Annotated in this window: 22 protein-coding genes and 1 pseudogene; 19 read left to right on the top strand and 4 right to left on the bottom strand. The window is 46.6% G+C overall.

Annotated elements, in window-relative coordinates; genetic code table 11:
* Window positions 1–8 precede the first annotated feature (8 nt).
* From AC5JR3_RS21715 to AC5JR3_RS21675, 9 genes are all read left to right on the top strand, one after another.
* Complete coding sequence (locus AC5JR3_RS21715) at window positions 9–803, top strand: FkbM family methyltransferase (protein ID WP_495848657.1); 795 nt, start codon at window positions 9–11, stop codon at window positions 801–803.
* Window position 804: 1 nt separating this feature from the next.
* Window positions 805–1650, top strand: a complete 846-nt coding sequence (locus AC5JR3_RS21710) for a class I SAM-dependent methyltransferase (RefSeq protein WP_495848656.1) — start codon at window positions 805–807, stop codon at window positions 1648–1650.
* Window positions 1647–2867 carry a glycosyltransferase family 4 protein gene (locus AC5JR3_RS21705; protein ID WP_495848655.1) on the top strand — a complete coding sequence of 407 codons (1221 nt, stop codon included), beginning with the start codon at window positions 1647–1649 and terminating at the stop codon, window positions 2865–2867. Before AC5JR3_RS21710 ends, AC5JR3_RS21705 begins: the two co-directional genes overlap by 4 nt.
* A gap of 120 nt (window positions 2868–2987) precedes the next feature.
* Window positions 2988–4010, top strand: a complete 1023-nt coding sequence (locus AC5JR3_RS21700) for a glycosyltransferase family 2 protein (protein ID WP_495848654.1) — start codon at window positions 2988–2990, stop codon at window positions 4008–4010.
* An 18-nt stretch (window positions 4011–4028) separates the two neighbouring features.
* Entirely contained in the window at window positions 4029–5216 is a 1188-nt protein-coding gene (locus AC5JR3_RS21695) for a glycosyltransferase family 4 protein (RefSeq protein WP_495848653.1), read from the top strand.
* A 16-nt stretch (window positions 5217–5232) separates the two neighbouring features.
* Window positions 5233–6357: a glycosyltransferase family 4 protein gene (locus AC5JR3_RS21690; protein ID WP_495848652.1), complete on the top strand. Its 1125-nt coding sequence runs from the start codon at window positions 5233–5235 to the stop codon at window positions 6355–6357.
* Complete coding sequence (locus AC5JR3_RS21685; RefSeq protein ID WP_495848651.1) at window positions 6354–7154, top strand: FkbM family methyltransferase; 801 nt, start codon at window positions 6354–6356, stop codon at window positions 7152–7154. Before AC5JR3_RS21690 ends, AC5JR3_RS21685 begins: the two co-directional genes overlap by 4 nt.
* A gap of 55 nt (window positions 7155–7209) precedes the next feature.
* A complete protein-coding gene (locus AC5JR3_RS21680; RefSeq protein WP_495848650.1) occupies window positions 7210–8334 on the top strand; it encodes a glycosyltransferase family 1 protein in 1125 nt (374 codons plus the stop codon).
* Complete coding sequence (locus tag AC5JR3_RS21675) at window positions 8312–9052, top strand: FkbM family methyltransferase (protein WP_495848649.1); 741 nt, start codon at window positions 8312–8314, stop codon at window positions 9050–9052. Before AC5JR3_RS21680 ends, AC5JR3_RS21675 begins: the two co-directional genes overlap by 23 nt.
* Here the strand turns inward: AC5JR3_RS21675 and AC5JR3_RS21670 are convergent.
* Window positions 9040–9653, bottom strand: a pseudogene (locus tag AC5JR3_RS21670) (Uma2 family endonuclease). The gene AC5JR3_RS21675 and the pseudogene AC5JR3_RS21670 overlap by 13 nt on opposite strands.
* Window positions 9654–9756: 103 nt before the next feature.
* Between AC5JR3_RS21670 and AC5JR3_RS21665 the strand changes: the two are divergent.
* The 9 genes from AC5JR3_RS21665 (at window position 9757) to AC5JR3_RS21625 (ending at window position 19627) form a co-directional block, all read left to right on the top strand.
* Window positions 9757–10965, top strand: coding sequence for a glycosyltransferase family 4 protein (locus AC5JR3_RS21665; RefSeq protein ID WP_495848648.1), 1209 nt, complete (start codon window positions 9757–9759; stop codon window positions 10963–10965).
* A gap of 110 nt (window positions 10966–11075) precedes the next feature.
* A complete protein-coding gene (locus tag AC5JR3_RS21660; RefSeq protein WP_495848647.1) occupies window positions 11076–11729 on the top strand; it encodes a class I SAM-dependent methyltransferase in 654 nt (217 codons plus the stop codon).
* 115 nt (window positions 11730–11844) lie between these two features.
* Window positions 11845–12858 carry a glycosyltransferase family 4 protein gene (locus AC5JR3_RS21655; RefSeq protein ID WP_495848646.1) on the top strand — a complete coding sequence of 338 codons (1014 nt, stop codon included), beginning with the start codon at window positions 11845–11847 and terminating at the stop codon, window positions 12856–12858.
* A 242-nt stretch (window positions 12859–13100) separates the two neighbouring features.
* Entirely contained in the window at window positions 13101–14270 is a 1170-nt protein-coding gene (locus AC5JR3_RS21650) for an O-antigen ligase family protein (protein WP_495848645.1), read from the top strand.
* The gene (locus AC5JR3_RS21645; RefSeq protein ID WP_495848644.1) at window positions 14233–15486 is read left to right on the top strand and encodes a glycosyltransferase family 4 protein; all 1254 of its coding nucleotides are present in this window, start codon (window positions 14233–14235) and stop codon (window positions 15484–15486) included. The genes AC5JR3_RS21650 and AC5JR3_RS21645 overlap by 38 nt, the downstream gene beginning before the upstream one ends.
* Window positions 15487–15629: 143 nt before the next feature.
* Complete coding sequence (locus tag AC5JR3_RS21640) at window positions 15630–16787, top strand: glycosyltransferase (RefSeq protein ID WP_495848643.1); 1158 nt, start codon at window positions 15630–15632, stop codon at window positions 16785–16787.
* A gap of 3 nt (window positions 16788–16790) precedes the next feature.
* Window positions 16791–18023: a glycosyltransferase gene (locus AC5JR3_RS21635; RefSeq protein ID WP_495848642.1), complete on the top strand. Its 1233-nt coding sequence runs from the start codon at window positions 16791–16793 to the stop codon at window positions 18021–18023.
* A 45-nt stretch (window positions 18024–18068) separates the two neighbouring features.
* Window positions 18069–18656 (top strand): YdcF family protein, encoded by a 588-nt coding sequence (locus AC5JR3_RS21630; protein ID WP_495848641.1) that lies wholly within the window; start codon window positions 18069–18071, stop codon window positions 18654–18656.
* Complete coding sequence (locus tag AC5JR3_RS21625; protein WP_495848640.1) at window positions 18653–19627, top strand: SGNH/GDSL hydrolase family protein; 975 nt, start codon at window positions 18653–18655, stop codon at window positions 19625–19627. The genes AC5JR3_RS21630 and AC5JR3_RS21625 overlap by 4 nt, the downstream gene beginning before the upstream one ends.
* A gap of 131 nt (window positions 19628–19758) precedes the next feature.
* Here AC5JR3_RS21625 and AC5JR3_RS21620 read toward each other — a convergent pair whose 3' ends face one another.
* The 3 genes from AC5JR3_RS21620 to aroC form a co-directional block, all read right to left on the bottom strand.
* Window positions 19759–21090 carry a GH39 family glycosyl hydrolase gene (locus AC5JR3_RS21620; protein ID WP_495848639.1) on the bottom strand — a complete coding sequence of 444 codons (1332 nt, stop codon included), beginning with the start codon at window positions 21088–21090 and terminating at the stop codon, window positions 19759–19761.
* A 47-nt stretch (window positions 21091–21137) separates the two neighbouring features.
* The gene (locus tag AC5JR3_RS21615; RefSeq protein WP_495848638.1) at window positions 21138–21986 is read right to left on the bottom strand and encodes an MBL fold metallo-hydrolase; all 849 of its coding nucleotides are present in this window, start codon (window positions 21984–21986) and stop codon (window positions 21138–21140) included.
* Window positions 21987–22201: 215 nt separating this feature from the next.
* Window positions 22202–23311, bottom strand: a complete 1110-nt coding sequence (aroC, locus tag AC5JR3_RS21610; RefSeq protein WP_495848637.1) for a chorismate synthase — start codon at window positions 23309–23311, stop codon at window positions 22202–22204.
* Window positions 23312–23579: 268 nt separating this feature from the next.
* Here aroC and AC5JR3_RS21605 point away from each other — a divergent pair, with 268 nt between their 5' ends.
* Window positions 23580–25931 (top strand): glycoside hydrolase family 31 protein, encoded by a 2352-nt coding sequence (locus tag AC5JR3_RS21605; protein ID WP_495848726.1) that lies wholly within the window; start codon window positions 23580–23582, stop codon window positions 25929–25931.
* Window positions 25932–25967 lie beyond the last annotated feature (36 nt).

Genomic DNA, 25967 nt, shown 5'->3' with positions numbered 1-25967 from the left:
AGGATTCAATGGCAATTAAATCTCGACTTAAGCACTTTGGTAAATTATTGGTGCAACCTGAGTATAGGAAGCATCACTTTACTCTGCAAAATATTAAGAAGCTACCCCGGTACATTCCTAGTTCTACTACTTTATTTGAAAGAGAGTTTGAACTGGTAGATTCAGCTTCTTTCCTATTTATGTATAAGGAGATATTTAAAGAGCAAATTTATAGGTTTAAAGCTCAAAACGAAAACCCATTAATTATAGATGGAGGAGCAAATATTGGCTTAAGTATATTATATTTTAAGCAACTTTATTCTGATAGCCATATTATTGCTTTTGAGCCGGATGTTCAAGTTTTTAGTACCTTGGAAAGAAACACGCACGGCATTTCTAACCTTGAACTAGTTAATAAAGCAATTTGGAATACGGAAACTGAATTAGAATTTATGGCTGAAGGAGCTGATGGGGGAAGGATTATAAAGATTGAAGCAGAAGAAAAAAAATATAAAGTTAAAACAGTTAGACTTCGTAAATATCTAGATAAACCAGTCGATTTACTTAAATTGGATATTGAGGGAGCCGAGACAGCGGTAATCCAAGATTGTCAGGATTTACTGCATAATGTTCAAAACCTTTTTGTTGAATACCATTCATTTGTTGATGAACCTCAGACTCTACATATAATAGTTAATATTTTGTCTGCCGCAGGGTTTAGAATTCATATTCATCCGCCTGTTACCTCTCCTCAACCTTTTTATCATCGTAATGTTCATATGGGTATGGATATGCAATTAAATGTATTTGCTTTTCGTGAATGAGATGAATTATCTTAATCTCGGTTGTGGTCGTCGCTTTCATCCTGGCTGGACTAATGTTGATTTTGTCTCGACTGGTGAGAATGTAGTTGCTCACAACCTCACTCAAGGAATTCCCTTCCCTGATAATTCTTTTGAGGTTGTCTATCACTCTCATGTTTTAGAACACTTTCCCAAAGCGGCGGCTGAGTCTTTTATAAGGGAGTGCGATCGCGTTTTGCGCCCTAAAGGTGTCTTAAGGGTAGTTGTTCCCGATCTAGAACAGATTGCTCGTACCTATCTCACCGCACTGGAACAAGCTAACCAGGGTTCTCAGGAGTGGCAAGCGAATTATGAGTGGATTTTACTGGAGATGTACGACCAGACGGTAAGAAGCTCTTCAGGAGGAGAGATGGCGGCTTATCTGTCTCAAGCAGACATTCCCAATCAGGAATTTATTTTGAAACGCTGCGGTACGGAAGCAAAAATCTTGATTGAGGCAGCACGTCAACAGCAAACATCATCAGTGGTGCCAGAAAGTCAACTCAAGTACCTCCTAAAAAGGCTTTACCGCTTTTTGCGTTATCCCAATTTTAGGCGAGAGTTATTAATCAAAAGCTTGTTGGGTAAGGAATACAATGCTTTACAGATTGGGCGCTTTCGCCAAGGCGGGGAAGTTCACCAGTGGATGTACGATCGCTACTCTTTAACGCGGCTACTGAAAAAGTGCGGTTTAGATAGTATCATTCAGCGTACAGCGACTGAAAGCTACATTCCTGATTGGACTAGTTTTAATCTTGACACTGAACCTGATGGAAATGTTTATAAGCCAGATTCCTTGTTTATTGAAGCCATCAAACCAGCCGCATGAATGTCCTGCATATTAATCAGTCCGATTTGGCAGGCGGTGCCGCGATCGCGGGTTATCGACTGCATCAAGGCTTGTTGGCTCAAGGGGTTGACTCGCGCCTATTGGTGGGGGAAGTGCGAACGAGTAGCGATCGCGTCGCGGCGATTCAGCGGAAGTACCGCCTGGAAAATCAGCTTTTTCGCTTCACTAAGCATCTTGGGCTTAATTACCTCAACATTGTCAACACCTTTGATATTCCCCAGCATGCTTTCTATAAAGAAGCTGACATCCTCAACTTTCACAACCTTCATACTGGCTACTTTAACTACTTAGCACTTCCCTCTTTAGTTAAAAATAAGCCGGCTGTTTGTACTCTCCACGATATGTGGAGTTTTACGGGTCATTGTGCCTACAGTTATGAATGCGATCGCTGGAAAATCGGTTGCGGCAAATGTCCTTATCCCGATACTTACCCCGCTATCCAAAGAGATAATACCCGCCTAGAGTGGACGCTGAAAAACTGGGTGTATCGCCAGTCTAATTTAACGATGGTGACTCCCAGCCAATGGCTAACTGAGCAAGTTAAGCAAAGTATGCTGAACCAGTTTCCCATTCATTACATTCCCTACGGCATCGACACGGAAGCTTACCAACCGCTAGAGTGCGAACAATGTCGATCACTGCTTGGCATCCCGGCGGGTAAAAAGGTTCTGATGTTTTGTGCCGCCAGTTTGACAGATGCACGAAAAGGAGGAAAGTTGCTGCTATCGGCGTTGTCTAGCTTACCTGCTGCTCTCAAAGCGGAGACAGTATTGCTCATTCTTGGTGAGGGGGGTGAAGCCATTTCTGAAGCCGTAGGAATCCCAACCCTCAACCTTGGCTATGTCAGTAGCGATCGCCTCAAAGCTATTGCCTACTCTGCGGCGGATTTATTCATTTTTCCTACCCAGGCTGATAATCTCCCTTTGGTACTGCAAGAGAGTATGGCTTGTGGTACGCCGATGGTTTCCTTTAAAGTTGGTGGCGTTCCCGATTTAGTGCGTCCAGGAATTACCGGATACTTAGCTCAACCAGAGGATGTGGAGGATTTTTGTAATGGAATTGTGCAGCTTTTGGAAGATCGGGAGTTACGCGATCGCTTGAGTCAACAGTGTCGCACAATTGCTTTAGAGGAATACCCGCTCAAACTCCAAGCAGAAAGGTACATTAAGCTGTATCGTCAGGTATTGCAGAATTAGGACGAGATCGCCCCACATCTTCTCGGTTGAATTTAAAGGATTATGAGAAAGAATCCCGTGGCGATTAACCTTAGCTAATCCCTAGTTTAATTAATCAATTCAGCAGTATTTTCTTCAAAAATGCCAATTCTGAATACTACCCTCACCTTAAAAGACCTACCACCGCCGCCGCCGGGTAAAACCGGATGGCCTTGGACAGAACAAAGTTTCCTACTACCTGATCGTATTCGCGATCGCCTTGAGTTGCCTCGTATTAGTATCGTCACGCCTAACTACAACCAAGGAGAATTTATTGAAGAAACAATTCGCTCAGTTTTACTACAAAACTACCCAAGTTTAGAATACATCATTATTGATGGAGGAAGTACAGATGAATCTATTAAAATTATTAAAAAATACGAGCAGTATTTAGCATTTTGGACGAGCGAACCCGACCGAGGTCAATCTCATGCAATTAACAAAGGTTTCGAGCGTTGTACGGGAGACTATATCGCTTGGATGAATGCGGATGATTGCTATTTGCCTGATGCCCTACATCATGTCTTTGTTGAAGCCAAGGCAAACAAGTTTGACTTTATCTACGGCTGCACCTATAACGGCAGCTCATTAAATGATAAATACCTTAGCTATCGTTCAGGAACTCAAACATTCGCGACTAAATATTTGCTGCGGGCGTTTTATGGAGAACAATATGTAATTCCTTCTCAGTCAGTATTTGTTTCTCGTCGTCTTTTTGAGAAAGTGGGATTGATTGATGAGAATTCATACTATTGTATGGACATTGATTGGTTCATCCGCATGGCCTTAGAAAGGCCGCGGTCGCTCAAAATTTCTCAGCCCATTTGTTTCTACCGACTGCATCCTCAATCTAAAACCATTTCTAGTGGAGTTGGTAATCGAGAAGAAGCCCTTAACCTGACACAAAAGTATGCTTCTCATCTTTCATTCCTTGAGCGTCTTCAGCTCAATCGGCTGATAAACTATTCAGAGGAGATTAGACCCTATTTCGCTGCCTATGCGGCAGGGAAGCAAAAACAGCCTTTCCAGAAGTTACTTGGAACTATGATGAAGTTTCCCTTAGAAGCTTTATCCAATCGAAAATTTATTGGGTTGCTGAAAAGAGCGGTCGCCCCCTTTAAGTAAAACTATTTTACTATCCCAGTGCGAGACAAAAAACTTTCTATTTTTATCTCCCATCCCTCAGATTTTCTAACCAACTATCAACCTCACGGTGATGGTTTAATTGCCTTTAACTTCATTAATAAATTAGCTCAACGGGGTCATACTATCCATATTGCTGTTCATTCTAAGGACATTAAAGGGGATTTACCTAAGAATATTAAGCTCTATCTCGTACCACTTCAGACTCCCTCAAGACTGCATTCTTTCGAGTACATACTGAGAGTTAGGCAACTTTTTAACAACATTCATCAACAGGATAAAGTTGATATCATTCATCAGTTAAATCCAGTCATCCGAGGATTGAGCGTTTCCTTGCTAAAAACTGGGATACCTGTCGTTCTAGGGCCTTTCTGGATTAATTGGCCTAAGGATGCAGAAACTCCTAAAGCCAAACAATCGTTGCGAGGAACTATCACTTCATCTTTAATCGAGCCGTTATTAGAAAAATTTTCCCAGCAGCAGCAAGCAAACGCAGCAGCTCTTTTCGTCTCTACACCAGCAGCAATAACCCAGTTGTATCGCCCAGAGACTAATCCTCAAAAAATCCATCAGTTATCACCCGGAATTGATACTACGCTATTTTCGCCGGCTTGCCGTCAAGACACTAGGCAAGAAACGCCTACTATTCTTTTCCTTGCCAACTTAGAACAGCGGAAGGGAATATTTACACTCTTAGAGGCGTTTGAGAACGTTGCTGAGACTCTACCTACCTGTAAACTAACAATTGCCGGAGCGGGGGCAGCGACAGAGAGGGTGCAGCAGCAAGTTTCTACAATGTCCTGTAAATCCCAAATCTTGCTACTGGGTCGAGTTGAGCGAGAGGAGGTTCCAGAATTAATGCGTCAATGTAGCGTATACTGCTTACCTTCCTATGGCGAACCGTTTGGAATGAGCGCTTTAGAGGCAATGGCATGTGGTAAGCCTGTTGTTGCTACTAATGCTGGCGGGTTAGCTCACCTAGTACCGGAACAGGGAGGGCGTAAAGTTGCACCAAAAGACGCGCAAGCACTAACTGAGGCTCTGCTTGAAATCCTGACATCGCCTGAATTACAACAAAAAATGGGGCAGTACAATTGCTCTATCGTTGAAGCAACCTACAGTTGGGAGCGAGTAATCGAGAAACTGGAGTGCATCTACTACAGTGTGAGAGAATCCAGACACCTTTAAAGTTAAGGAGTGCCTGTTGCGGTCAGTACGCCTACTCATAGTCACGCACGCTCCCCTTGCTGCTGAATTTGGTGCAGGTCAAGTCGCAATTAATCTTGCCGAAGCATTGCGATCGCAGGGACACGATGTTACGCTATGGTCGCCTCATCCTTTACCGTCCCAAACCAAGTGGTGGCAAAGCGTGCGGCAGATGCGTTCAAAACTGGATGCTTTTATTAAAACCCAAGCACCCTTTGATGTAATTGATAGTCCGGCACTGCTGATTACGCCACAAGTTAGCAAATCTGCTTTAGTTGTAGCTCGTAGCGTTCAGCCGGATATTTTGTATTTGATGCATAGCTTAAAGGATCGAATAGAAAAAAGTGTACGCGGTATCATTCGACTTCCTTTCAGTTATTCTTATTCGCTATTTCAAATAATTTTAGTTCTACAGGGTTGGAAAAGAGCAAGATACATTCTTTGCCTTGGCAGTCTAGAACTTCGCTGGATGAAGCGAGGGTTTCCCTGGTGGCGGAATAAATTAATGTCTTACGTTAATGCTCTTTCGCAAGCAGAGCAAGAAGCGTTAGCGAAAGTCCGGATACACCGAAAAAAGCCTTCACCAGAAGGTATCCGGTTTCTGTGGATTGGTCGTTGGACTTCCCATAAAGGCATTACTGAGCTGCTTGATTTTATTGTTAAATGGGCAGCTTTATGCCCCCAAGATACTTTTACGATCGCAGGCTGCGGTACGGAAGCCGAGAACGATTGTCCGGCTGAACTCCTACAATCTGGTCAACTAAAAATTCTGCCGTCATTTGAAAGAAACGAGCTTTACTCTTTGCTGGCTAACCACGATTGCGGGTTATTTACGAGCAGAGTCGAAGGTTGGGGATTGGTCTTAAATGAGATGCTAGAGTCAGGAATGCTCGTCTTTGCCACTCCCATCGGTGGAGTTCCCGATTTACAACCTTTTTTCCCGGAAAACCTCAAAGTCTTTCCTCCCCCTTTGGGGTTCAAGCTAGAAAGCTTTACCAACTCTATCTTTCAGGACGATTATTACAACGTGTTTTCCTGGGAAAGCATTGCCCAGACCTATGCCATGGCAATATTTGACACTCTCAATTCCCAGAAAATCCCAACTGGACAATTGAACCCATGACTCTAGCTACGCAAAATCGACCTTGGTGGATGAAGATTAGACCGTTGTGGTTAAGGGAAAAGCTTTTCTGGAAGCTTTACTCCAAGCACACCGCTACCTTTAACAATCTCTTTGAGAAAGCAACGCTAGAGTTTGCTCCTCAAATTTCGCTGAAGCTGATGCCGACAGATATCGGTCATAAGCAAATTGCCTTTCTCGGTTTCACTGAATTGTCGCTCTCTCTGAGAATTGCACAACTGGCGAAGGCTGGCGGTTTGATGGTTGACGTGGGGGCTAACTATGGTTATTACTCATGCCTTTGGGCAGCCCATCACCCTCAGAACCGAGTCATTACTTTTGAGGCATCTCCGAGAAACTTCTCTGCTTTGAAACATAATCTGGTTAACAATGAGCTAGAGTCTCAAGTGGATGTACGTCAGGTTGCTGTAGGGAAAGAGCGTGGCAGCTTGCCTTTTACGTTGGGGCCAGAGGAACAAAGTGGATGGGGAGGGCTATCGGTTGAGTGGGACAAGGGAGAGATCGAGGTCTGTGTTGTTTCGCTAGATGAGGTTTTCTTTAATAGTGGGGATGAACGGATTGATGTCCTGAAAATAGACACGGAAGGGGCAGATACATGGGTGCTTCAAGGAGCAAAACAGTTATTGCAATGCAAGCGAATTAACCATATCTTCTTTGAAGAGAACATTGGTCGCATGTCTGCTCTCGGTCTGAAGCCAAAAGAGGCACAATCCCTGCTTCAAGATTGCGGGTATCGCCTCGAACCTATCGGCAACGATGAGTGGTACGCCAGCCTTTAATCAATTTCAGGATTTGTTGCGAGATTTCGCTTAAGTTTGTTTCCGTCGTAGCGTAATGGTCATTATCCAGGTTGTACCCAAGCTTCCCCCTGCAATTAATGGTCTTGGGGATTATGCCCTGAGTTTAGCCCGCCAACTTCGTCAAGAATTTGCCATCGAAACGCATTTTATTGTTGGCGACCCCAGTTGGGAAGGTGCAGAGGAGATTGAAGGATTTCCCATCAGTACTGTATCAGAGCGTTCTAGCGCTGCCTTATTATCGTTGCTGCTTCCCTCCTCATCCGCCACGCTCCTATTGCATTATGTGGGTTACGGTTATGCGAAACGGGGCTGTCCGGTCTGGTTAGTGGATGGCTTGCAGCGTTGGCGGGCGGGGAGTACCCAAAGAAGGCTGGTGACGATGTTTCACGAACTCCACGCCTTTGGACCACCTTGGACGAGTTCCTTCTGGTTATCGCCGCTACAGAAAAATTTAGTAGCTCGCTTGGTAAAACTGAGCGATCGCGCTCTTACCAATAGACAACTTTACGCCAAAACGCTGTACCACTTAAGCCAAGATAAACAAATTGAAATTCCTACCCTACCTGTCTTCTCTAACATTGGAGAACCCAAGCAGGTACCCCCCTTGGCAGAACGTCAGCGACGGCTAGTGGTATTTGGTCATCCCAATAGCCGATTGCTAGTTTACCAACAATGCCTTCTGGCTCTAGAACAGACCTGCAAAGCGCTGAACATTGAAGAAATTTGCGATATTGGCGTTCCGACAAGGTTAAATTTCTCTGACATTAATGGCATTCCTATCGTTCAAAAGGGAGTAACAGACGCTACAGAAATTAGCGAACTTTTACTAAATTCTTTAGTGGGTTTCTTAAATTTTCCTCCGCCCGACTATCTAGCCAAATCGACAATCTTTGCCGCTTACTGCGCCCATAAGCTAATTCCCGTCTTGGTTACTCAAAGTGCTGTCCCAATCGATGGGTTACAAGCAGGCAAACACTACTGGGTTGCTGATGCTCAAAATGAACAATTAGGCTTGCCGGGAGGTCAGGCGATCGCCGACAATGCCTACAACTGGTATCAAGCCCATAACTTATCTGTACAAGCCAAGATATTTGCCGCACTGCTAGAAGGCAATAAACAAGTGAACTTGGATAATTATGAACGTTTCACAGATTTCTAATCAAAAGCTCTTCGGTAAGCTTTTACGCTTTCCGCTTCAATTCATTCCGGCGGAGACGGTAATGCCGATTTTGCAGGGAAAATTAAGGGGAAAAAAGTGGATTGTTGGTTCCGGTCAACATGGCTGTTGGTTAGGGAGCTATGAATATGAAAAGCAACGTCTTTTTGAGGAAACCCTTACCGAAGGAAGCATTGTGTTTGATATTGGTTCCCACGTTGGGTTTTACACCTTATTAGCCTCTGTTTTAGTAGGAACTCAGGGAAGAGTTTTTGCCTTTGAGCCTTTACCTCGCAATCTTTTATTCCTCAATCAACATTTACAACTCAATCAAATCGACAATGTAACGGTAATAGCCTCAGCTGTTTCTGATACTTGTGGAGTCACATCGTTTGCCACCCATTCCAACAGTTTTCTCGGTCAGATTTCCTCTCAGGGCGAACTGCAAGTCGAAACCCTTGCTTTAGATGAATTAGTGAATAGCGGTCAAATTCCCCTTCCCACTCATATCAAAATTGATGTGGAGGGGGCAGAAATGTCGGTTCTTAGGGGAGCAAAATCGCTACTCAGTAGCAGTCACCCAACAATCTTTCTCGCCACTCATGGGTACGAAGTGCATCAACAATCCTGTCAGTTTCTCGAATCCCTAGGTTACTGCCTCAAAGCCATTGGTGCTGAAAATATCCAGCAGTCGGACGAACTCATCGCTTACATCGAATAACGAGGAAGAACATCATCGAGGCGAAGTTGCAAGTTTTTTAGCAGAGGAGAACTAATCGGTTAAGCGAGGTGAAATTGTTGCTGGGTGTAATCTTCGTCAATCAGTGGGCAAACGGTGATAGTCGGTTGTTTGGGTTTGCCAATAAAAGCCACACCCCCCAAGGCGCGATAATCAACGATCCAATACTCAGGAATCCCTAGAAGGGCATATTCTTCAACTTTTCGGGCGTAATCTGTTTCCCAGTTCGTGCTGACAACTTCTACTACCAATTTGATCGATCGTCCCAGAGTAATTACGGGTTCTCTTTCCCATAGGGGTTCGCTGGCGAGAACGGTTTCATCTAACACGACAATATCGGGACGGCGGGCAGTCGCTACATCGGCAAAGGGACGGATTAAACAAGTGCGGGGAATGAACCAGGGAAGTTTTTCTGCTGCGATCGCGATGCGATTTGAGTGGCTAGTTTACCACTGACGGTTTCGTGAGGTTCCGTAGGTTCCATCTCAACTAATTCTCCGTCAGCGATTTCATAGCGGGGGTTGTCACCATATTGATCGAGGAATGTTTCAAAGTTTAGAAGTTTTTGGGGTATATAAGTCATTGGCAACCTCTCAAGCTTGGCTTTCCCGGAGTTAGGGCGATCGCAAGATTAATATAAACATATCCTCAGCGAGTGTTCTCGCGAACCAGTAAGATAGCAAGCGATGAATACCCGCAAATACCGCCTACTAATCGTTGCTTCCCATCCCGTCCAGTATGCCGTCCCTCTGTTTCGACTGATGGCGTCGCACCAGAAGTTGGACATTCTGGTAGCCTATTGCAGCTTGCAAGGTGCAGAACCGGAGGTAGACGCTGGCTTTGGGATAGAAGTGGCTTGGGATATTCCGCTACTGGATGGTTATCCCTGGATTCAACTGTCAAACCAATCTCCTAAACCCAGGTTAGGTAAGTTCTTCGGCTTAATCAACTCTAAGTTATGGAACCTAGTACGCAGCGGTGACTTTGACGCGGTAGTTGCCTTTACAGGCTACGCCTATGCCAGCTTCTGGATTGTTGCGGCGGCGGCAAAGACGACTAAGACACCGTTGCTGTTTGGTACAGATGCCCATGAATTAAGTCCGCGCGATCGCCAATTGTGGAAAGCTTCCCTGAAGAAGTTGCTGTTACCTCAGATCTTTCGCCTTGCAGATACCACCATTGTTCCCTCTTCTGGAAGCGTTAGATTCATGCATTCGTTGGGAATTCCCGAACAACTCGTGCAGCTAACGCCCTATGTCGTTAACAATGAATGGTGGATACATCAGGCTAAACAAGTAAATCGAGCATCTGTGCGAGAGCAATGGGAGATTCCCCAAGAGGCACCTGTTGTTCTTTTCTGCGCTAAATTCCAACCCTGGAAGCGTCCGCAGGATGTTTTACAAGCCTTTGCTAAAGCCAATGCGTCGGACAGTTATCTTGTAATGGCGGGAGAAGGGCCATTGCGAAGGGAACTCGAAGCAGAAGCTAAGGCGTTGAACCTGTCAGAACGAGTGAGGTTTCTTGGCTTTGTGAATCAGTCCCAATTACCCTCGGTTTATTGTTCTGCCGATTTGTTTGTCTTTCCCTCAGAGTATGAGCCTTTTGGTGTGGTAGTCAACGAAGCCATGCTTTGTGGTTGTCCTGTAGTGGCAAGCGATCGCGTCGGTGCGGGTTACGACTTGATTCGTCATGGCGAGACGGGGTTAATTTATGCCTGCGGTGATGTGGATGCCTTGGCAGCAGTTTTACAGGACGTGCTGCCGCACCGCGAACGATTAAAACAAATGGGGGAAGCTGCCTACAAACGGATGGAAACTTGGTCTCCACGGGAGAATGTCGAAGCGTTAGTGGAGGCGATAGAAAAGGTCGTAGCTAGCCGTCGAGGCGATCGCTAGGCTTGCATCTGTTACCAAAAACCGAGATTGTTGATACAAACTGAAGTATTGTTTACCCATCTCAGGTCAATCTCAATTAGTCTTTCAACACGCAATGAGGCAAACAGCAAATGCCAGACGATCGACTTGTAGAGCGTACAATTTCCGGTTTGCATGAGTCGCTAATTCAATCCCTCCCTCAACTCAGTCGTGACACTCCTGTGCTTGACCTTGGCTGTGGCACAGGGGCGTGGCTAGAACGACTGGCAACTCATGGCTTTACTAATTTATATGGCGTCGATCGAGATAGCACTCAGTTTAAAACGCACAAAGCTACCTTTTTACCCGCTAACTTAGATTATGACGATTTATTCTTAGATAAAGAATTTGGATTAATCACCGCCATTGAAGTTGTAGAACACCTAGAAAATCCCGGTCGTCTTTTTTATGCGGTCAATTCACATCTTGCTGAGGATGGATACTTCTTGCTCACAACTCCTAATATTCATTCCGTAAGTTGCAGGCTAAAATTTCTGCTGGCTAGCAAACTCGCCTCATTTGATGAAAAAGGAGACCCCACTCATATTTATCCCGTACTACTAAACGCATTAGACAAAATCCTGCCCCGCTATTCTCTACAGATTGTCGAAAAGTGGGGTTATCCCGAAAAAGGGTCATTAATTTATCGCCCCTCTACGCAACTTATCGCTAATTTTCTAGCGCTTATCCTGCCCAACGATACTCCTGGCGATACGTTGTGCCTACTGATTCAAAAGGTTAAATAGCTTCAGGATTTTCCTATTATTTAGCTGTAGAAATCCCCGCAATCGACGTTAAAATTCCTACAAAACGTTTTTTTAGGCAATGTTAAGCTTACCTTTAATTAGCGTCTGCTAGTTTATGAAGATTTTGATATACTCTCCCTTATTTTATCCGAGCATTGGTGGAGTAGAAACCGTTGTTTCTATCTTAGCTCACGAGTTCGTACGTCAGGGACATGAAGTGAAGCTAGTCTCCCAAACACTAGCCAAAGACTCCAAAGAATTTCCTTTTGAAATTATCAGACAACCGAACTTAAAACAACTCTTAAACCTTACCCGTTGGTGCGACCTCTACTTCCAAGCCTGTATTAGTTTGAAGGGAATTTGGCCATTGTTTTATATCCATCATCGTCCTTTAGTAGTGACGCACCAAACTTGGTATCGTCGCCCCAATGGAAGTTATGACCTACAAGATTATTTGAAGCGTTTTGTTTCTCGTTTTGCTACAAACATTCCCGCTAGCTGTGCTTTAGCTGAACGCATTCCCGCGCCATCGACGGTCATTCCTAATCCCTATCAGGAAGATATATTTTATGAAAGAGCAGAGATTCCTCGCGATAAAGAACTTGTCTTTTTGGGGCGCTTAGTTTCTGATAAAGGAGTCGATTTACTCCTAGAAGCCCTGGCGAACCTGAAACCCTTAGGACTAACTCCCAAGTTAACAATTATTGGTAGCGGGCCAGAAGAATCCTCGTTACGTCAACAAGTTAAAGCGTTAAAAATTCTCGAACAAGTAGACTTCGTTGACGTGAAAGTTGAGCAGGAGTTAGCACAATCGTTAAATGCACACAAAATTCTCGTTGTGCCATCTCGTTGGGACGAACCCTTTGGCATTGTGGCATTGGAAGGGATTGCCTGTGGGTGTGTCGTTGTTGGTTCGGAAGGAGGAGGATTAAAAGATGCTATCGGGCCTTGCGGAGTGACTTTTCCTAATAGCGATGTTAAAGCCTTAACACAAGCTTTATTGGATTTACTCAGCAATCCCGATAAACTCTCTCATTACAGGGCAGCATCGGCATCGCATTTAAGCCAGCATACTAAAGCCAAGATCGCTCAGGAGTATCTACAAGTCTTTGAGAGGGCAATTCAGTGAAACTGATAATCGCACTAATCGCCATTGCAGGTATAGCTTTTTTTTCGGTGATAAATTGGCGGACTGCTGCTAAAAGCGTATTTTTTCTCGTAGTTTTTGAGGGGGCACTGAGAAAATGGATATTACCCCAGGCTAGCGAGATAATTTATTTCCTAAAAGACTTCGTTATTTTAGGAGCTTATACAGGTTACTTTGGATTTTCAAGAATTAAGAGAAATCCGGCATTACAAAATAAAAACTTTTTGATAAACCTTTTAGTATTTTTAGCTGCAGGATGGTGCTTATTTCAGGCGTTTAATCCCAGCTTAGGTTCGCCAATAGTTGGAATTTTGGGAATTAAAGCCTATCTTTTGTATATTCCCCTGATGTGGATGCTACCAGCCTTGTTTCCCTCTGAGGAGGAACTATACAAATTTTTGCGATCGCATCTTTTATTAGTCATTCCAACTGGCGTTATCGGCATTATTCAATTCTTCAGCCCTCCCACCAGTCCAATTAACGCCTATGCCCCAGGCATTGAGCAACAAGTGGCGACCTTCGGATTTGGTAGCGAAGCCGCCGTCCGAATTACAGGAACCTTTTCCTACCTCAACAGTTACGCCGGATATTTAATCGCCTGTTTTGGGCTACTGCTACCCTTACTTTCAGTTAAGCAGTCTCGGTGGTGGAAGCTGGTTACTATCGTTGAACTATTTTTGATCGTTACTAACACTGTAATGACGGGTTCTCGCACTCCAGTAATTGCCGAGATCATAATTCTAGTAGGCTATTTGGGCGCCTTATTCTTGATGAATCGGGGAAGCCTCCGGGGGGGAACTAAACAGATTCTTTTACCAGCGACAGTGATCGTTACTGTCGCTATTTTCGGATTTCGTTCAGCGTTTGAGCAATTTGAGCGCCGTCTTACTTCTAACACCGACTTGTCCCGACGTATTGGAGAAAATTTCCTACAGCCTATAGATTTTTTCAAGTACAAACAACTGGATGGCTACGGCACGGGAGCAACACATCCAGGAGCTGTACCCCTTCGCAATTTATTGCGCTTGCCAGCGGGTGAATATATTCCAGGATATTATGAAGCCGAAATGGGCAGAGTCGCCTTGGAATTAGGCCCAATTGGGTTTACGTTTTGGTACGGGCTGCGAATTTGTATTGGCTTGAAACTCTGGAGTTTATTCTGGAAATTAAAAAGTCCTTTTTTGCGTCAATTAGCCGCGATCGCTTTACTGATTCATCTAGTCCAACTATCAGGACAAATGGTGTTTCACCATACTTTTTCTGTCTACTACTGGTTTCTCAGTGGTTTTATATTTCTCTTGCCGCAGTTGGAGTTTATTAACCATTGGCACCAAGAACAACAACTATTGCAACAAAATGCCCAAGCCTCGTATTTCTCTGATTCATCCTACTAGTAGCCCCTTTTCTCGTAACGCAGCGATCGCGTTATGGGAAGCCGATTTACTCCACGAAATCATCACCACAGTTGCCTATAATCCCAAAGGAACGGCGTCGCACTACTTGAATCTCCTCCCCGCGTCCCTTAGACTCCGTGTTGCCCAAGAACTAGGGCGGCGAACCTGGATTGCCCCTGAAGGGGTGCCGATTCGGACTTATCCTTGGAAAGAAGCAACGCGAGTCGCTTTAATGCGGACAGGGCTAGGTCGCCAGTTTAGTCTTAATTCTCAAGATTTGGTGGCTTGGGTATATGCTTCCCTCGATCGCCACGTCGCCAAGCGTCATCTTCAAGGTCTTGATGCCGTTTATGCCTACGAAGATGGGGCAGCAACCACCTTCCAAGCCGCCAAAGCAAGGGGCATCCTTTGTTTGTACGAACTACCCATTCTCTTTTATCGGCGCAGTCGAGAAATTCAAGTGCAAGAAGCGGAGTATTTTCCCGAACTCGCACCAGCTTTACAGGCAGTACAAGAACCCGCTTGGAAAATTCAACGGAAAGAACAAGAAGTCCAACTTGCCGACCATATTTTTGTGCCCTCCTCGTTTGTCAAACAATCTCTACTAGACTTTGGGATTAAACCAGAAAAAATTAGCGTTATTCCCTATGGTGCTCCTGTCGATTACTTCCGTCCCCAACCCAAGTTAGATGAACGTTTTCGAGCCTTGTTTGTTGGACGAGTTGGACCGCGCAAAGGTGTCCATTATTTAATCCAAGCATGGCAAAATTTACAGCTTCCTGATGCAGAATTAGTACTCGTAGGAGCAAATGAATTTCCCGTAGGTTGGTTAGATAAATATGCAAATATTTGTCGTTACATTCCTTCTGTTCCTCATGCTTCATTAATGAACTATTACACCACAGCGAGTGTTTTCGTTTTTCCCTCTCTTGTCGAAGGATTTGGGCTAGTTCTCCTAGAGGCGATGGCTTGTGGTATTCCTGTAATTACAACTTCACACACCGCTGGTATTAATTTATTTACCGATGGTGTAGAGGGATTTATTATTCCGATTCGAGATGTAGAGGCAATTCAAGAAAAACTAGAGTGGTGCTATCGCCATCCGTTAGAATTAGCCGAAATGGGAAAAGCGGCTCGTCGCAAAGCAGAACAGCTTACCTGGAAATCCTATCGCCAAAAATTAGCAAGTCGGGTACAGGAAACGCTCGACAAGTAGGCGTGATTTAAAAGGTTGTAGTAGGCGCTGTCTTCGCCGCAGCAATGAATTGCTAACTACGAACCTATATTGTGTCAGTGCCATTCAGTCTACGTTTAACTAAATCCTGCTTAGATGCGTTAGAAGTTAATTTATATTTAATAATGCCACAACCGTTAGTTAAAACTAAGTTTCACTTATGGTTTCCTAATATTTTTGAATTCAAAGGTGGAATTCAAGTTTATTCGGCAACTTTATTAGAAGCCCTGCAAAACTTATATCCTCAGGTAGATTTCCAGGTTTTCTTAAAGCACGATCGCCGTTCATCCCCAAGTCTTTCTTTCTCAAACCCCCCTCAATTTCACTTCAGCGGTAGGTGGTTTTTACCTTTACGGACAGCAGCCTTTGCCGCTCAAATAGTAGGACAGGGTATTTGGAAACGTCCTGACTTAGTTATTGCCACTCATCTCAATTTCACACCTGCGGCCTATCTGTTAAAACGTCTTACAGATGTTCCCTACTGGGCAATTGCTCACGGTATAGAAGCTTGGAATATTCAAAAACCTGGCTTAAGATCTGCCTTGCAGCACGCCGATCGCATTCTGGCGGTTAGCGGTTATACTCGCGATCGCCTCTTGAAAGAGCAAAATCTCGATCCCGCAAAGGTGGCAGTTTTACCAAATACTTTTGATGCGACTCGCTTTCAAATTGCGCCCAAGCCTCAATATTTACTAAAGCGTTATGGGCTAACTGCCGAACAACCGATTATCCTAACCGTCGCTAGATTAGATAGCAGGGAACGCTACAAAGGATATGACCAAATTTTGCAAGCTTTACCGAAAATACGAGAGCAAATTCCCAATATTCACTATGTTTTGGTTGGACAGGGAAGCGATCGCCCCCGTATTGAGCAAATGATCACGCAGTTAAACCTGCAAGAGAGCGTTACTTTAACGGGGTTCATTCCTGACGAAGAACTGGGCGATCATTACAATCTCTGCGATGTCTTTGCCATGCCAAGCAAAGGCGAGGGCTTTGGTATTGTTTACCTAGAGGCTTTAGCTTCTGGCAAGCCGACTTTAGGAGGCGATCGCGATGGTGCAATTGATGCCCTCTGTCAGGGAGAATTGGGGGTTTTGGTCGATCCTGATGATGCGGAGGCGATCGCGCAAAGCCTGATTCAAATTTTGAACAAAACCTATTCTCACCCACTTTTATATCAGCCTGAAAAATTGCGACAGAAAGTGATTGAGTACTACGGGTTTGAGCGTTTTAAGCAAACCTTAGCAACATTACTCCAAACGGCTGAGTTGAGAGGTTGAGTCATGAAAGTTTTGCACGTCATTCCCTCCGTCAGTCCCGCCTTGGGTGGCCCAACTCAAGTTGTTCTCAATCTGGTAAAAGCGTTGCGAGATTGCGAAGTTGAGGCGGAAATTGTCACGACAAATGACAATGGCAAGACTCTCCTAGACGTGCCTTTGAACCAACGCATTGAGTACGAACAAGTTCCGGTGTGGTTTTTGCCGCGCTTTTCCCCACCGCTGAAAGAGTTTATCTTCTCCACCGCACTGACTCAGTGGTTGTGGCAACATAGGGGAGACTACGACCTAATTCATACCCACTATCTTTTTTCCTATGCCTCGACTTGTGCCGGAGCGATCGCCCGTTGGCAAAATATTCCTTATGTTGTCAGGACAATCGGTCAACTCACTCCGTGGGCATTAGCGCAAAGCCAGCTCAAAAAACAGATCTACACCTTCTTAGTTGAGCGACACAATCTCAACCAAGCCGCAGCAATTCATTGCACTTCCATCGGTGAAGCCGTCGATGTCCGGAACTTTGGGGTGAAGACTCGTAGCCTTACCTTACCTTTAGGAGTCAATCCGCCCGGACTTCAAAAACAAGCAAAGTCTAGGCTACGCAAACTCTACAACATCCCCGATCGCCTGAGCGTCGTATTATTTCTTTCTCGTCTCCACTACAAAAAACGCCCAGATTTGCTGATGCAGGCGCTTAAGTCCTTAGCTGAGCAAAGCTACGAGTTTCATGTAATTTTGGCAGGTGCTGGGGAAGCCGAGTATGTCAGCGAACTCAAAAACTTAGTGAAGTCTCTGGGCTTGGACGCTTGTACCTCGTTTGCGGGTTTTGTGACGGGTGAAGATAAAGATTTGCTGTTGCAAGGTTCAGATCTGTTTGTACTACCATCGTTCTCGGAGAATTTTGGAGTGGCGGTAGCGGAAGCGATGGCGGCGGGCTTACCCGTAGTTGTAACTCCGGGGGTGCAGATTGCCCCAGAAATTGCACAAGCTGAGGCGGGATTGGTGGTTGAGGGAGACGTTGAGGCACTAGCAGGAGCGATCGCGCAACTCCTCCATCAGCCCCATTACCGTCAGCAGTTGGGTGAGAATGGTTTGCAGCTTGTGAAGGAACGATATGCTTGGAAGGCGATCGCGTCTGATTTAGCATCTGCTTACCGGGCGATCATCCAAAAAGAACCCTTTCCTCAATATTTAGGAACTTCAGCCTCCTCTGAGGGTTCAGAAAAACTTGGCTATTGAGGTCAATTACTGCCTTGCTACTACATATCAACAAAGTAAACAAGCATGTTGATAAATCGGTTTCATCGCCAGCGCCAAAGACTCCGCCTAGTAGCTAGCTGTGCTTTCATTGGACTTCTGGGAATAATCCCCGTGCGGTTGGCGATCGCCTATTATCAAGCACCTATTCCTGAAGCGATTTTGACCTTAGGGGGAGATTTTGAGCGAGAACCCTTCACTGCCCAGTTTGCTCAAGCCTATCCCGATCTCAATATCTGGGTTTCGACTGGTTCACCACCAGAAAAAGCGCGTGTAACCTTCCGCCAAGCTGGGATTGCCGAGGAACGCGTACATCTCGATCGGCGTGCGGTGGATACAGTGACTAACTTTACGACGTTAGTGCCCACCTTTAAAACTCAGGACATTCAGCACGTCTACTTGATTACCTCAGACTTTCACATGAGACGAGCAAAAGCGATCGCCTTTTTCGTTTTCGGTAGCCGAGGCATTGCCTTCACTGCCGTTTCTGTTCCTTCCGACAAACCATCAGAATCTTTGCTGCACATTCTGCGCGATACTGGACGTGCTGCGATCTGGATTGTAACAGGGCGCACGGGGGCAAGCTTCAATCCTCACCTGGATGCACGGCGATGAAGTTTTCTGCTAAATACTGGATACCAGGGGCTTGCGTTGGAACATTGGCAGCGACGGAAGTGCTGCTAAGACTGATTTTCGGCTTGGGTAACCCTGTGTTAGTACAAGCGGATGCCCAGATGGGTTATCGCTTTCAACCCAACCAAAAAATTTTCCGATTTGGCAGAAGGATTGAGTACAACCAGTACTCAATGCGTTCTGAACCGATTAATCCTCAGTCTCCTCTAGGAACGCTACGAATTGTGATGACGGGGGACTCGGTACTCAATGGGGGCAATCCTACCGATCAAAAGGAAACGATCTCAGAACTGTTTGAAACAAAAATCAAGTCATCGAACCCGCGAGTTGAGGTACTTAATGCCTCCGCTGGTTCTTGGGGAATTGGCAACCACTTGGGGTATTTACGAGAATTTGGCACCTTCAACAGCGATGCCGTAATTCTCCAAATCGGCACCCATGACCTGACTCAGCCAACCAGTACAAGCGATCGCGTCGGAACTGACCCCAACTATCCCACTTCACCCCCCCTTTTTGCCGTACAAGAGGCATGGACTCGCTACGCTTTCCCCAGATTAGCCAATAGCTTAAACCTCAATCCTCCCGCCCCTGAAGTTCAGCCTCTTAATCCAGAAAATGCTGAGGGGCAGTTTGAGCAGAATATGCAAAAACTCAAGGCGATCGCTAGCTTAGTTCGTGCGGAAAAAATCCCCCTCTTCGTGCTGTACACCCCCGATCGCAGCGATCTAATTCCCCAGCCCAAAGTACCTCCCTACCAACCCGAATTTCTCCAATTGCTAAAGTCCTTGCAAATTCCCGTTGTCGATACTCATCAGGCGTGGTCAACCTCACCCCAAAAAACCATCGAAACTTATTTTCGAGATAACGTACACCTGAGTGTTGCTGGCAATCAAGCCGCCGCTAATTTACTATTTGAAGCACTTTGCCCAACTAAGCAGCTACCAGACTGCTAGCTTTAGCGCTACTTCCCCATAACATAGCCTCACCTCTTGCACCAAAACCTCCGCGTCCTCTGCGTAAACCTTTGCGTTCCTCTGCGTTAAAAAAATCAACCCTTACAAACTTCTTAACCAAAGTGCCAGATCTAAATTGATCGACTTAACAACACAGGCATTTTGCCAACCTTCAGGCGGTTCTGTAGGGAGAGCAAGGCTTCTTTGCCTGTCAAATCCCTTACCTGCCGGACGCCGAAGCTTCTAGGCACCTCCAGGGTTATTTCTCCCTTTGGGTTCCAGACAATCCAGGCGCGATCGCCACCTTCTTTAGTTAACTGGCACATCCAGGTTTCATCACCGTCGCGATCGCATCCCTCCAGCCGCGAGCCTATTAGCCATTTTTGCACCTCACCATAGGCTTTTCCTGCGGCGGTGAGGGTTTTACCATCCTTCTCAACTAAAAGAATCGTCACCACATTCCGGTTATCCCAGGCATACCAGTAATAGCGAGGAATCCCTAGCGCCCAGTTGAGAATGTAAGCCCTAGCGACGTAAGCTGCACTATCTTCCTCGGAAAAGAAGATATTTTGACCTTTCTCCCCAAAACCTGTTTCCGTGTTCCAGAGGGGCTTTTTTTCTAAGCCGTGTTTTTTCATCACCGCTTGAATTTGCTGAATTTGCGGTATGGCGGCTTCAGGCGGTAAATCGTGTTGTTGCTGATAGAAGTGGGCACCGACGATATCGGTGTAAGCGTCTCCTCCCTTGCTGAAATACTCATCTAGCCAAGCTGCCCCGCCTTTAACTAGCCACCCGTAGTCTCCGGCAATGACAGACGGGGAGACGACCTGAATCGCGGGGTCAACCTCTTTGAGGATGGTGTAGGCTTCACGGGCTAACACCAGCATTTCATCGAGGGTGCCTGTGTAGAAGTTTTTCAGATTCGGTTCGTTCCAAATTTCGTAGTAGCGAATTTTGCCTTTATAACGAGTAGCAACGGTGCGGACGTAATTGCGCCAGTCTTCCAGGTCTTTTGGTTCGGAGGGGGTAGGGCCATCGCCGTAGGGAGAGGAGTCATCAGGGCGAGCGGCTGCCCACTTTGGCGTTAGTCCCATAACGTAGATCAAGTCCACGCCTTTTTCCTGGGCTAACTGCACGCAGTCATCTAGGGTTCTGAAATCCCATTCTCCTTTGTGTCGTTCTAAATGCGGCCAAAAAGGAAGCCCCGCCGAGCTACTCGTATCCCACAATCGCCAACTCGCAACTCCCTCTGGCCAAAGGTTGCTGAAGGGTTCGGCAATGTGCATCCCAAACAGCGATCGCTCAATTACTGCCGATTGTCCTGATAGAGTAGTCTCCCTCAAACGAGAGTCCGGCGCTTTCTGGGCGGCAAGCTGATGGAAGGCGATCGCCACAACCACGATCACAGTAGCGATCGCTAAACCGAAAAATTTGACCAATTTGAGGCTAAATTTATTAGTCATTCTGTAGTTCTTAGTTCAGTACAACGGACAACTGACCACTGCAATAACTAAGCGACGGAAACAACCATCCCTTCCCGTGCTAAGAAGCCACCAGAGAAGCGTTCTTGAACTTCCACCTCAATGCCATCCAGAAAATCGTCGCTGTGGTTGGGTTCGTGGTGAAAAATTGCCACCTTCTTGACACCTGCTGCCTCTGCCACTTTTATCGCTTCCTGCCAAGTGGAGTGTCCCCAGCCCACTTTCGGTGACTTGGGGTTGTGATACTCCTCATCGGTGTACATAGCATCGTAAATTAGGATATCGGCATTACGGGCAAGGTGCAGCACATTTTCATCCAAGCGGTCTGGAAAATGTTCGGTATCCGTGCAGTAAAAGACAGAATGCCCTTCCCACGTTATCCGATAGCCCATTGCGCCATTAGGATGATTCAAGGGACTGGTTTCGATGGTAATGTCATCCAGAGTGAAGGTATCGCCACAGACTACATCGTAAAATTTCAGGTCAGCCTGAACTTCTTTAATGGGAACGGGGGAGTTTAAATGCAGGACACGATCATTGAAATGCTGTTCCATCACTTCTCCCTGTGGTGCCGCCCCATGAATGTGGAAGCAATTGCCCTTGTTAAAGACGGGAGTAAAGAAGGGAATTCCTTGAATGTGATCCCAGTGGTAGTGGGTAAAAAACCAATGGGCTTCTATAGCCTTCTGAGACGCTAAAGTTTTTCCAAGCATCCGTAAGCCAGTACCGCCATCAAAAATCAGGCGTTTTCCACCCACGCGCATTTCGACACAGGAGGTATTGCCTCCATAGCGAACCGTTTCTTTTCCAGGGGAGGGAACACTGCCTCGTACTCCCCAGAACTGGATAACAAAATCAGAGTCAGAACTGGTTTCCATTGTAGGGATTAGGGACTAAAGACTAGAAAGCAGGGGAGACAAGGACGAAAAAGGACGAAATATGTTAGCGCAGCGGGGCGAAGCCCAAGATGAAAAATGAAATTAACAGTTGGGAAATGGCGATGAGCTATAAACCCGGCTTGTGTAGAGCCAGGAAGGGCAAAACCTGAACCCTAAGCCACTGACTCCGTACTGTTTGCTCAATCGCCAGCTCACTAGTTACCAGTCTCTTTAGCCTGTAAAACACCACACTGACCCTGATGACGCAGCAGGTGATCGCATAAAACTAAAGCAACCATTGCCTCTACCATAGGCACGGCTCTAGGCAAAACGCAAGGGTCATGTCGTCCTTTTGCTGCCAAGACTGTCTCTTCACCTGTACTAGTGACGGTACGCTGTTCTTTTCGTATGGTAGCAGTGGGTTTAAACGCTACCCGTAGAATAAGGTTTTCTCCGTTACTGATGCCGCCTTGGATACCCCCAGAGTTATTGGTTACGGTACGAATATTTCCGGCTTCATCTGTATAAAATTCGTCATTATGTTCGCTTCCGGTGAGCAAGGTTCCAGCAAAGCCCGAACCAATTTCAAACCCCTTGCTGGCAGGGAGGGACATGACAGCTTTTGCTAAATCGGCTTCTAATTTATCAAATACAGGTTCTCCCAAGCCTTTGGGCAAATTCCGGGCGACACATTCGACAACGCCACCAAGGGAATCGCCACTTCGTCCAGTCTGCTCAATTTTTTCAATCATCCGTTCAGCGCATTCCCCATCTGGGCAACGGACAATATTGCTTTCGACTTGTTCGAGAGTCACCGTGTTGGGATCGACAATGCCTTCTAAATCTTTGATGCGCTTGACATAACCAACAATTTCCACCCCGGTAACTTGCTTGAGGATTTTTTTAGCGATCGCTCCGGCGGCGACTCTGCCAATCGTTTCCCGTGCGGAAGACCTCCCGCCCCCTTGCCAGTTGCGAATGCCATACTTGGCATCGTAGGTGGCATCGGCGTGAGAAGGACGATAAGTCTGCACCATCTCACTGTAGTCCTGCGATCGCGTGTCCTGATTCCGCACCAGAATCATCACTGGTGTTCCTAGGGTTTTTCCTTCAAATACTCCCGACACAATTTCGCAGGTGTCACTTTCCCGGCGCGGCGTCGTGATTTTGCTTTGTCCCGGACGCCTACGGTCGAGTTCAATTTGAATTTCTTCAGCGGAAATTTCTAACTGGGGTGGACATCCATCTATCACTACCCCTACGCCACCGCCGTGGGATTCACCAAAAGTTGTAACTCGAAACAGATGCCCAAAGGTATTGCCCATAATAGTTGAGGAAGCACAGATTCGATTTTAACAGTCGTTACTGATTGAGACGGTGATTTCCGTGACCTCTCAACTCATAACGCTGTGACCTGAGAGGGCGTCGCGCTGACTGACAAAGTAGAGCAACAGAGAAAAGCTTGATATGAAGTTTACACCACTACTTTTTGCAGATGTAGAGCTGTAACTACTTGTGCTTATCTGAGTGGGTCTTGGGCAAAACAAGCGCCTGAGTACGGGCGATCGCACTAATACTTCACTATTTGGGACTATGCCGCAATACTTTGGAGCCTTGCCAACTACAGAATCATCCTGGTCAACCCTCAGCAGGGTAGAAACGGTTGAACGTCACGAACGAGGCATCTTCTGCGATTGTGGCGGCCCTCGCGTCTCCATCAGCATTCTGGCAGCCAATTTAATTCGGGTGCGGATGTCCCCAAGCGGAGAGTTTTTGCCACGCCGACCTTGGGCTGTCACTCAAGCGGATGAAGAGTGGGTCTCAGTTCCCTTTGAAGTTGAAGAGAGCGCCGATGCCATTGAACTTTCGACAGAACAGATCCGGGTGCGGATTGGGCGCGATCCTTGTCGAATTGAGTACTTTGACAAAGACGGGAAGCCTTTTGCTCGCGATGAGGCAACTCTGGGCAGCGGTTGGCACAAGGGAACGGTAGCCGGGTGGAAGCACATTGAGGCAGAGGAACACTTTTACGGGTTTGGGGAACGGACAGGATTGCTCGACAAGCTGGCAGAAACTCAAACCAACTGGACAAAAGATGCCTTAGATTACGGCCCGCTCACGGATGAGATGTACCAAGCCATTCCCTTCTTCATGGCACTGCGTCCTGGTGTCGGTTACGGAGTATTTTTCAACACCACCTTTTGGAGTCAGTTCGATATCGGTGCCGAACATCCGGGAGTGTGGCGGATGGAGACTCGTGGCGATGAGTTGGACTACTACATCATCTATGGCCCCTATCCCCAGCCAATTTTAAGTACCTACACGCAGCTAACTGGACGGATGCCTCTGCCGCCAAAGTGGTCATTGGGATACCACCAGTGCCGTTGGAGTTACGAATCAGAGGAGATTGTGCGGGAACTCGCGCAAGAGTTTCGCCAACGCCAAATCCCCTGTGATGTCATTCATCTCGATATCGACTATATGAGAGGCTACCGGGTTTTTACCTGGAGTCCCAAACGCTTTCCTAACCCCGAACAGTTATTGAGCGACTTGAAGCAGGATGGCTTTAAGACCGTGACGATTATTGACCCTGGCGTGAAGTACGAACCAGAAGCCGACTATAAGGTTTTTGAGCAAGGGTTAGAGAAGGATTATTTTGTGCGGAAGGCGAACGGTAGATTGTTCCACGGCTACGTTTGGCCAGATAAAGCCGTGTTCCCAGATTTTTTGCGCTCAGATGTGCGGGAATGGTGGGGGAATTTGCACAAAAGCCTCACGGAAAGCGGAGTGGCGGGCATTTGGAACGATATGAATGAGCCGGCAATTGATGACCGCCCCTTTGGAGATAAGGGCAATAAAATCTTTTTTCCCGATGATGCCCCCCAAGGGCCCGACGATGCCAAAACGACCCATAGGGAAGTACACAATCTCTACGGACAGATGATGGCACGGTCGGCGGCGGAAGGGCTAGAACGCGCTCGTCCGACTGAACGATCGTTTGTCTTAACGCGCTCTGGTTATGCGGGGATTCAACGCTGGTCGGCAGTTTGGACGGGTGACAATCACGCCTTGTGGGAGTATCTAGAATGGTCGCTGCCGATGCTCTGCAATCTCGGTTTATCGGGGGTTCCCTTTGTCGGGTCTGATATTGGTGGTTTTGCGGGCAATGCGACGGCAGAACTATTTGCCCGTTGGATGCAAGTAGGGATGCTCTATCCCTTGATGCGCGGTCACTCGGCACTCACCACTGCCCAGCACGAGCCTTGGGTATTTGGCGATCGCGTGGAGAAAATTTGCCGCGAGTACATCGAACTACGCTATCGCTTGCTCCCTTACCTCTACACCTTCTTTTGGGAAGCCGCGCAAACAGGTGCCCCGATTTTGCGACCTCTACTTTACCAATTCCCCGAAGATCAAAATACCTACAAACTCTACGATCAGGTGCTACTCGGTTCATCTTTAATGGCAGCCCCAGTTTATCGACCGGGAGTAGAATGCCGTAGCGTGTACTTGCCCGCAGGTCGCTGGTATGACTGGTGGACAGGCGAATCGCTTACCGGATCAACCCACATCCTTGCCTCAGCCCCCTTAGAACGGATGCCGCTTTATGTCTGTGCCGGGGGAATCATCCCCATGCAACCCGTGATGCAGCACGTCGATCAGCGTCCTATCGACCTATTGACGCTGCGTGTCTTTCCCGGTGAGGGCGAGTTGACGTTTTATGAGGATGACGGTCGCTCCTTTGATTACAAGTCCGGGGCGTTCTGTACGACGACCTATCGAGTGCGCGTTGAAGGGCAAGAAGCGATCGTTGAAATAGAAGGGCGGGAAGGTAACTGGACGCCACCAGCGCGGGAAGTTGTAGTGGAGTTGGTGGGTGTAGGAGAGCAGCGCTTTAACGATGACGGCACAGCACGACAGTTGAGGTTTGCTACGAACGATTAAGCTCTGTTCTACTGGCAGCAAGGGTTAGGGGATGAG

The sequence above is a fragment of the Kastovskya adunca genome (genome assembly GCF_059505785.1).
Note: the sequence above shows the minus strand (reverse complement) of the source record. Positions and strands in the feature narration are given on the sequence as shown.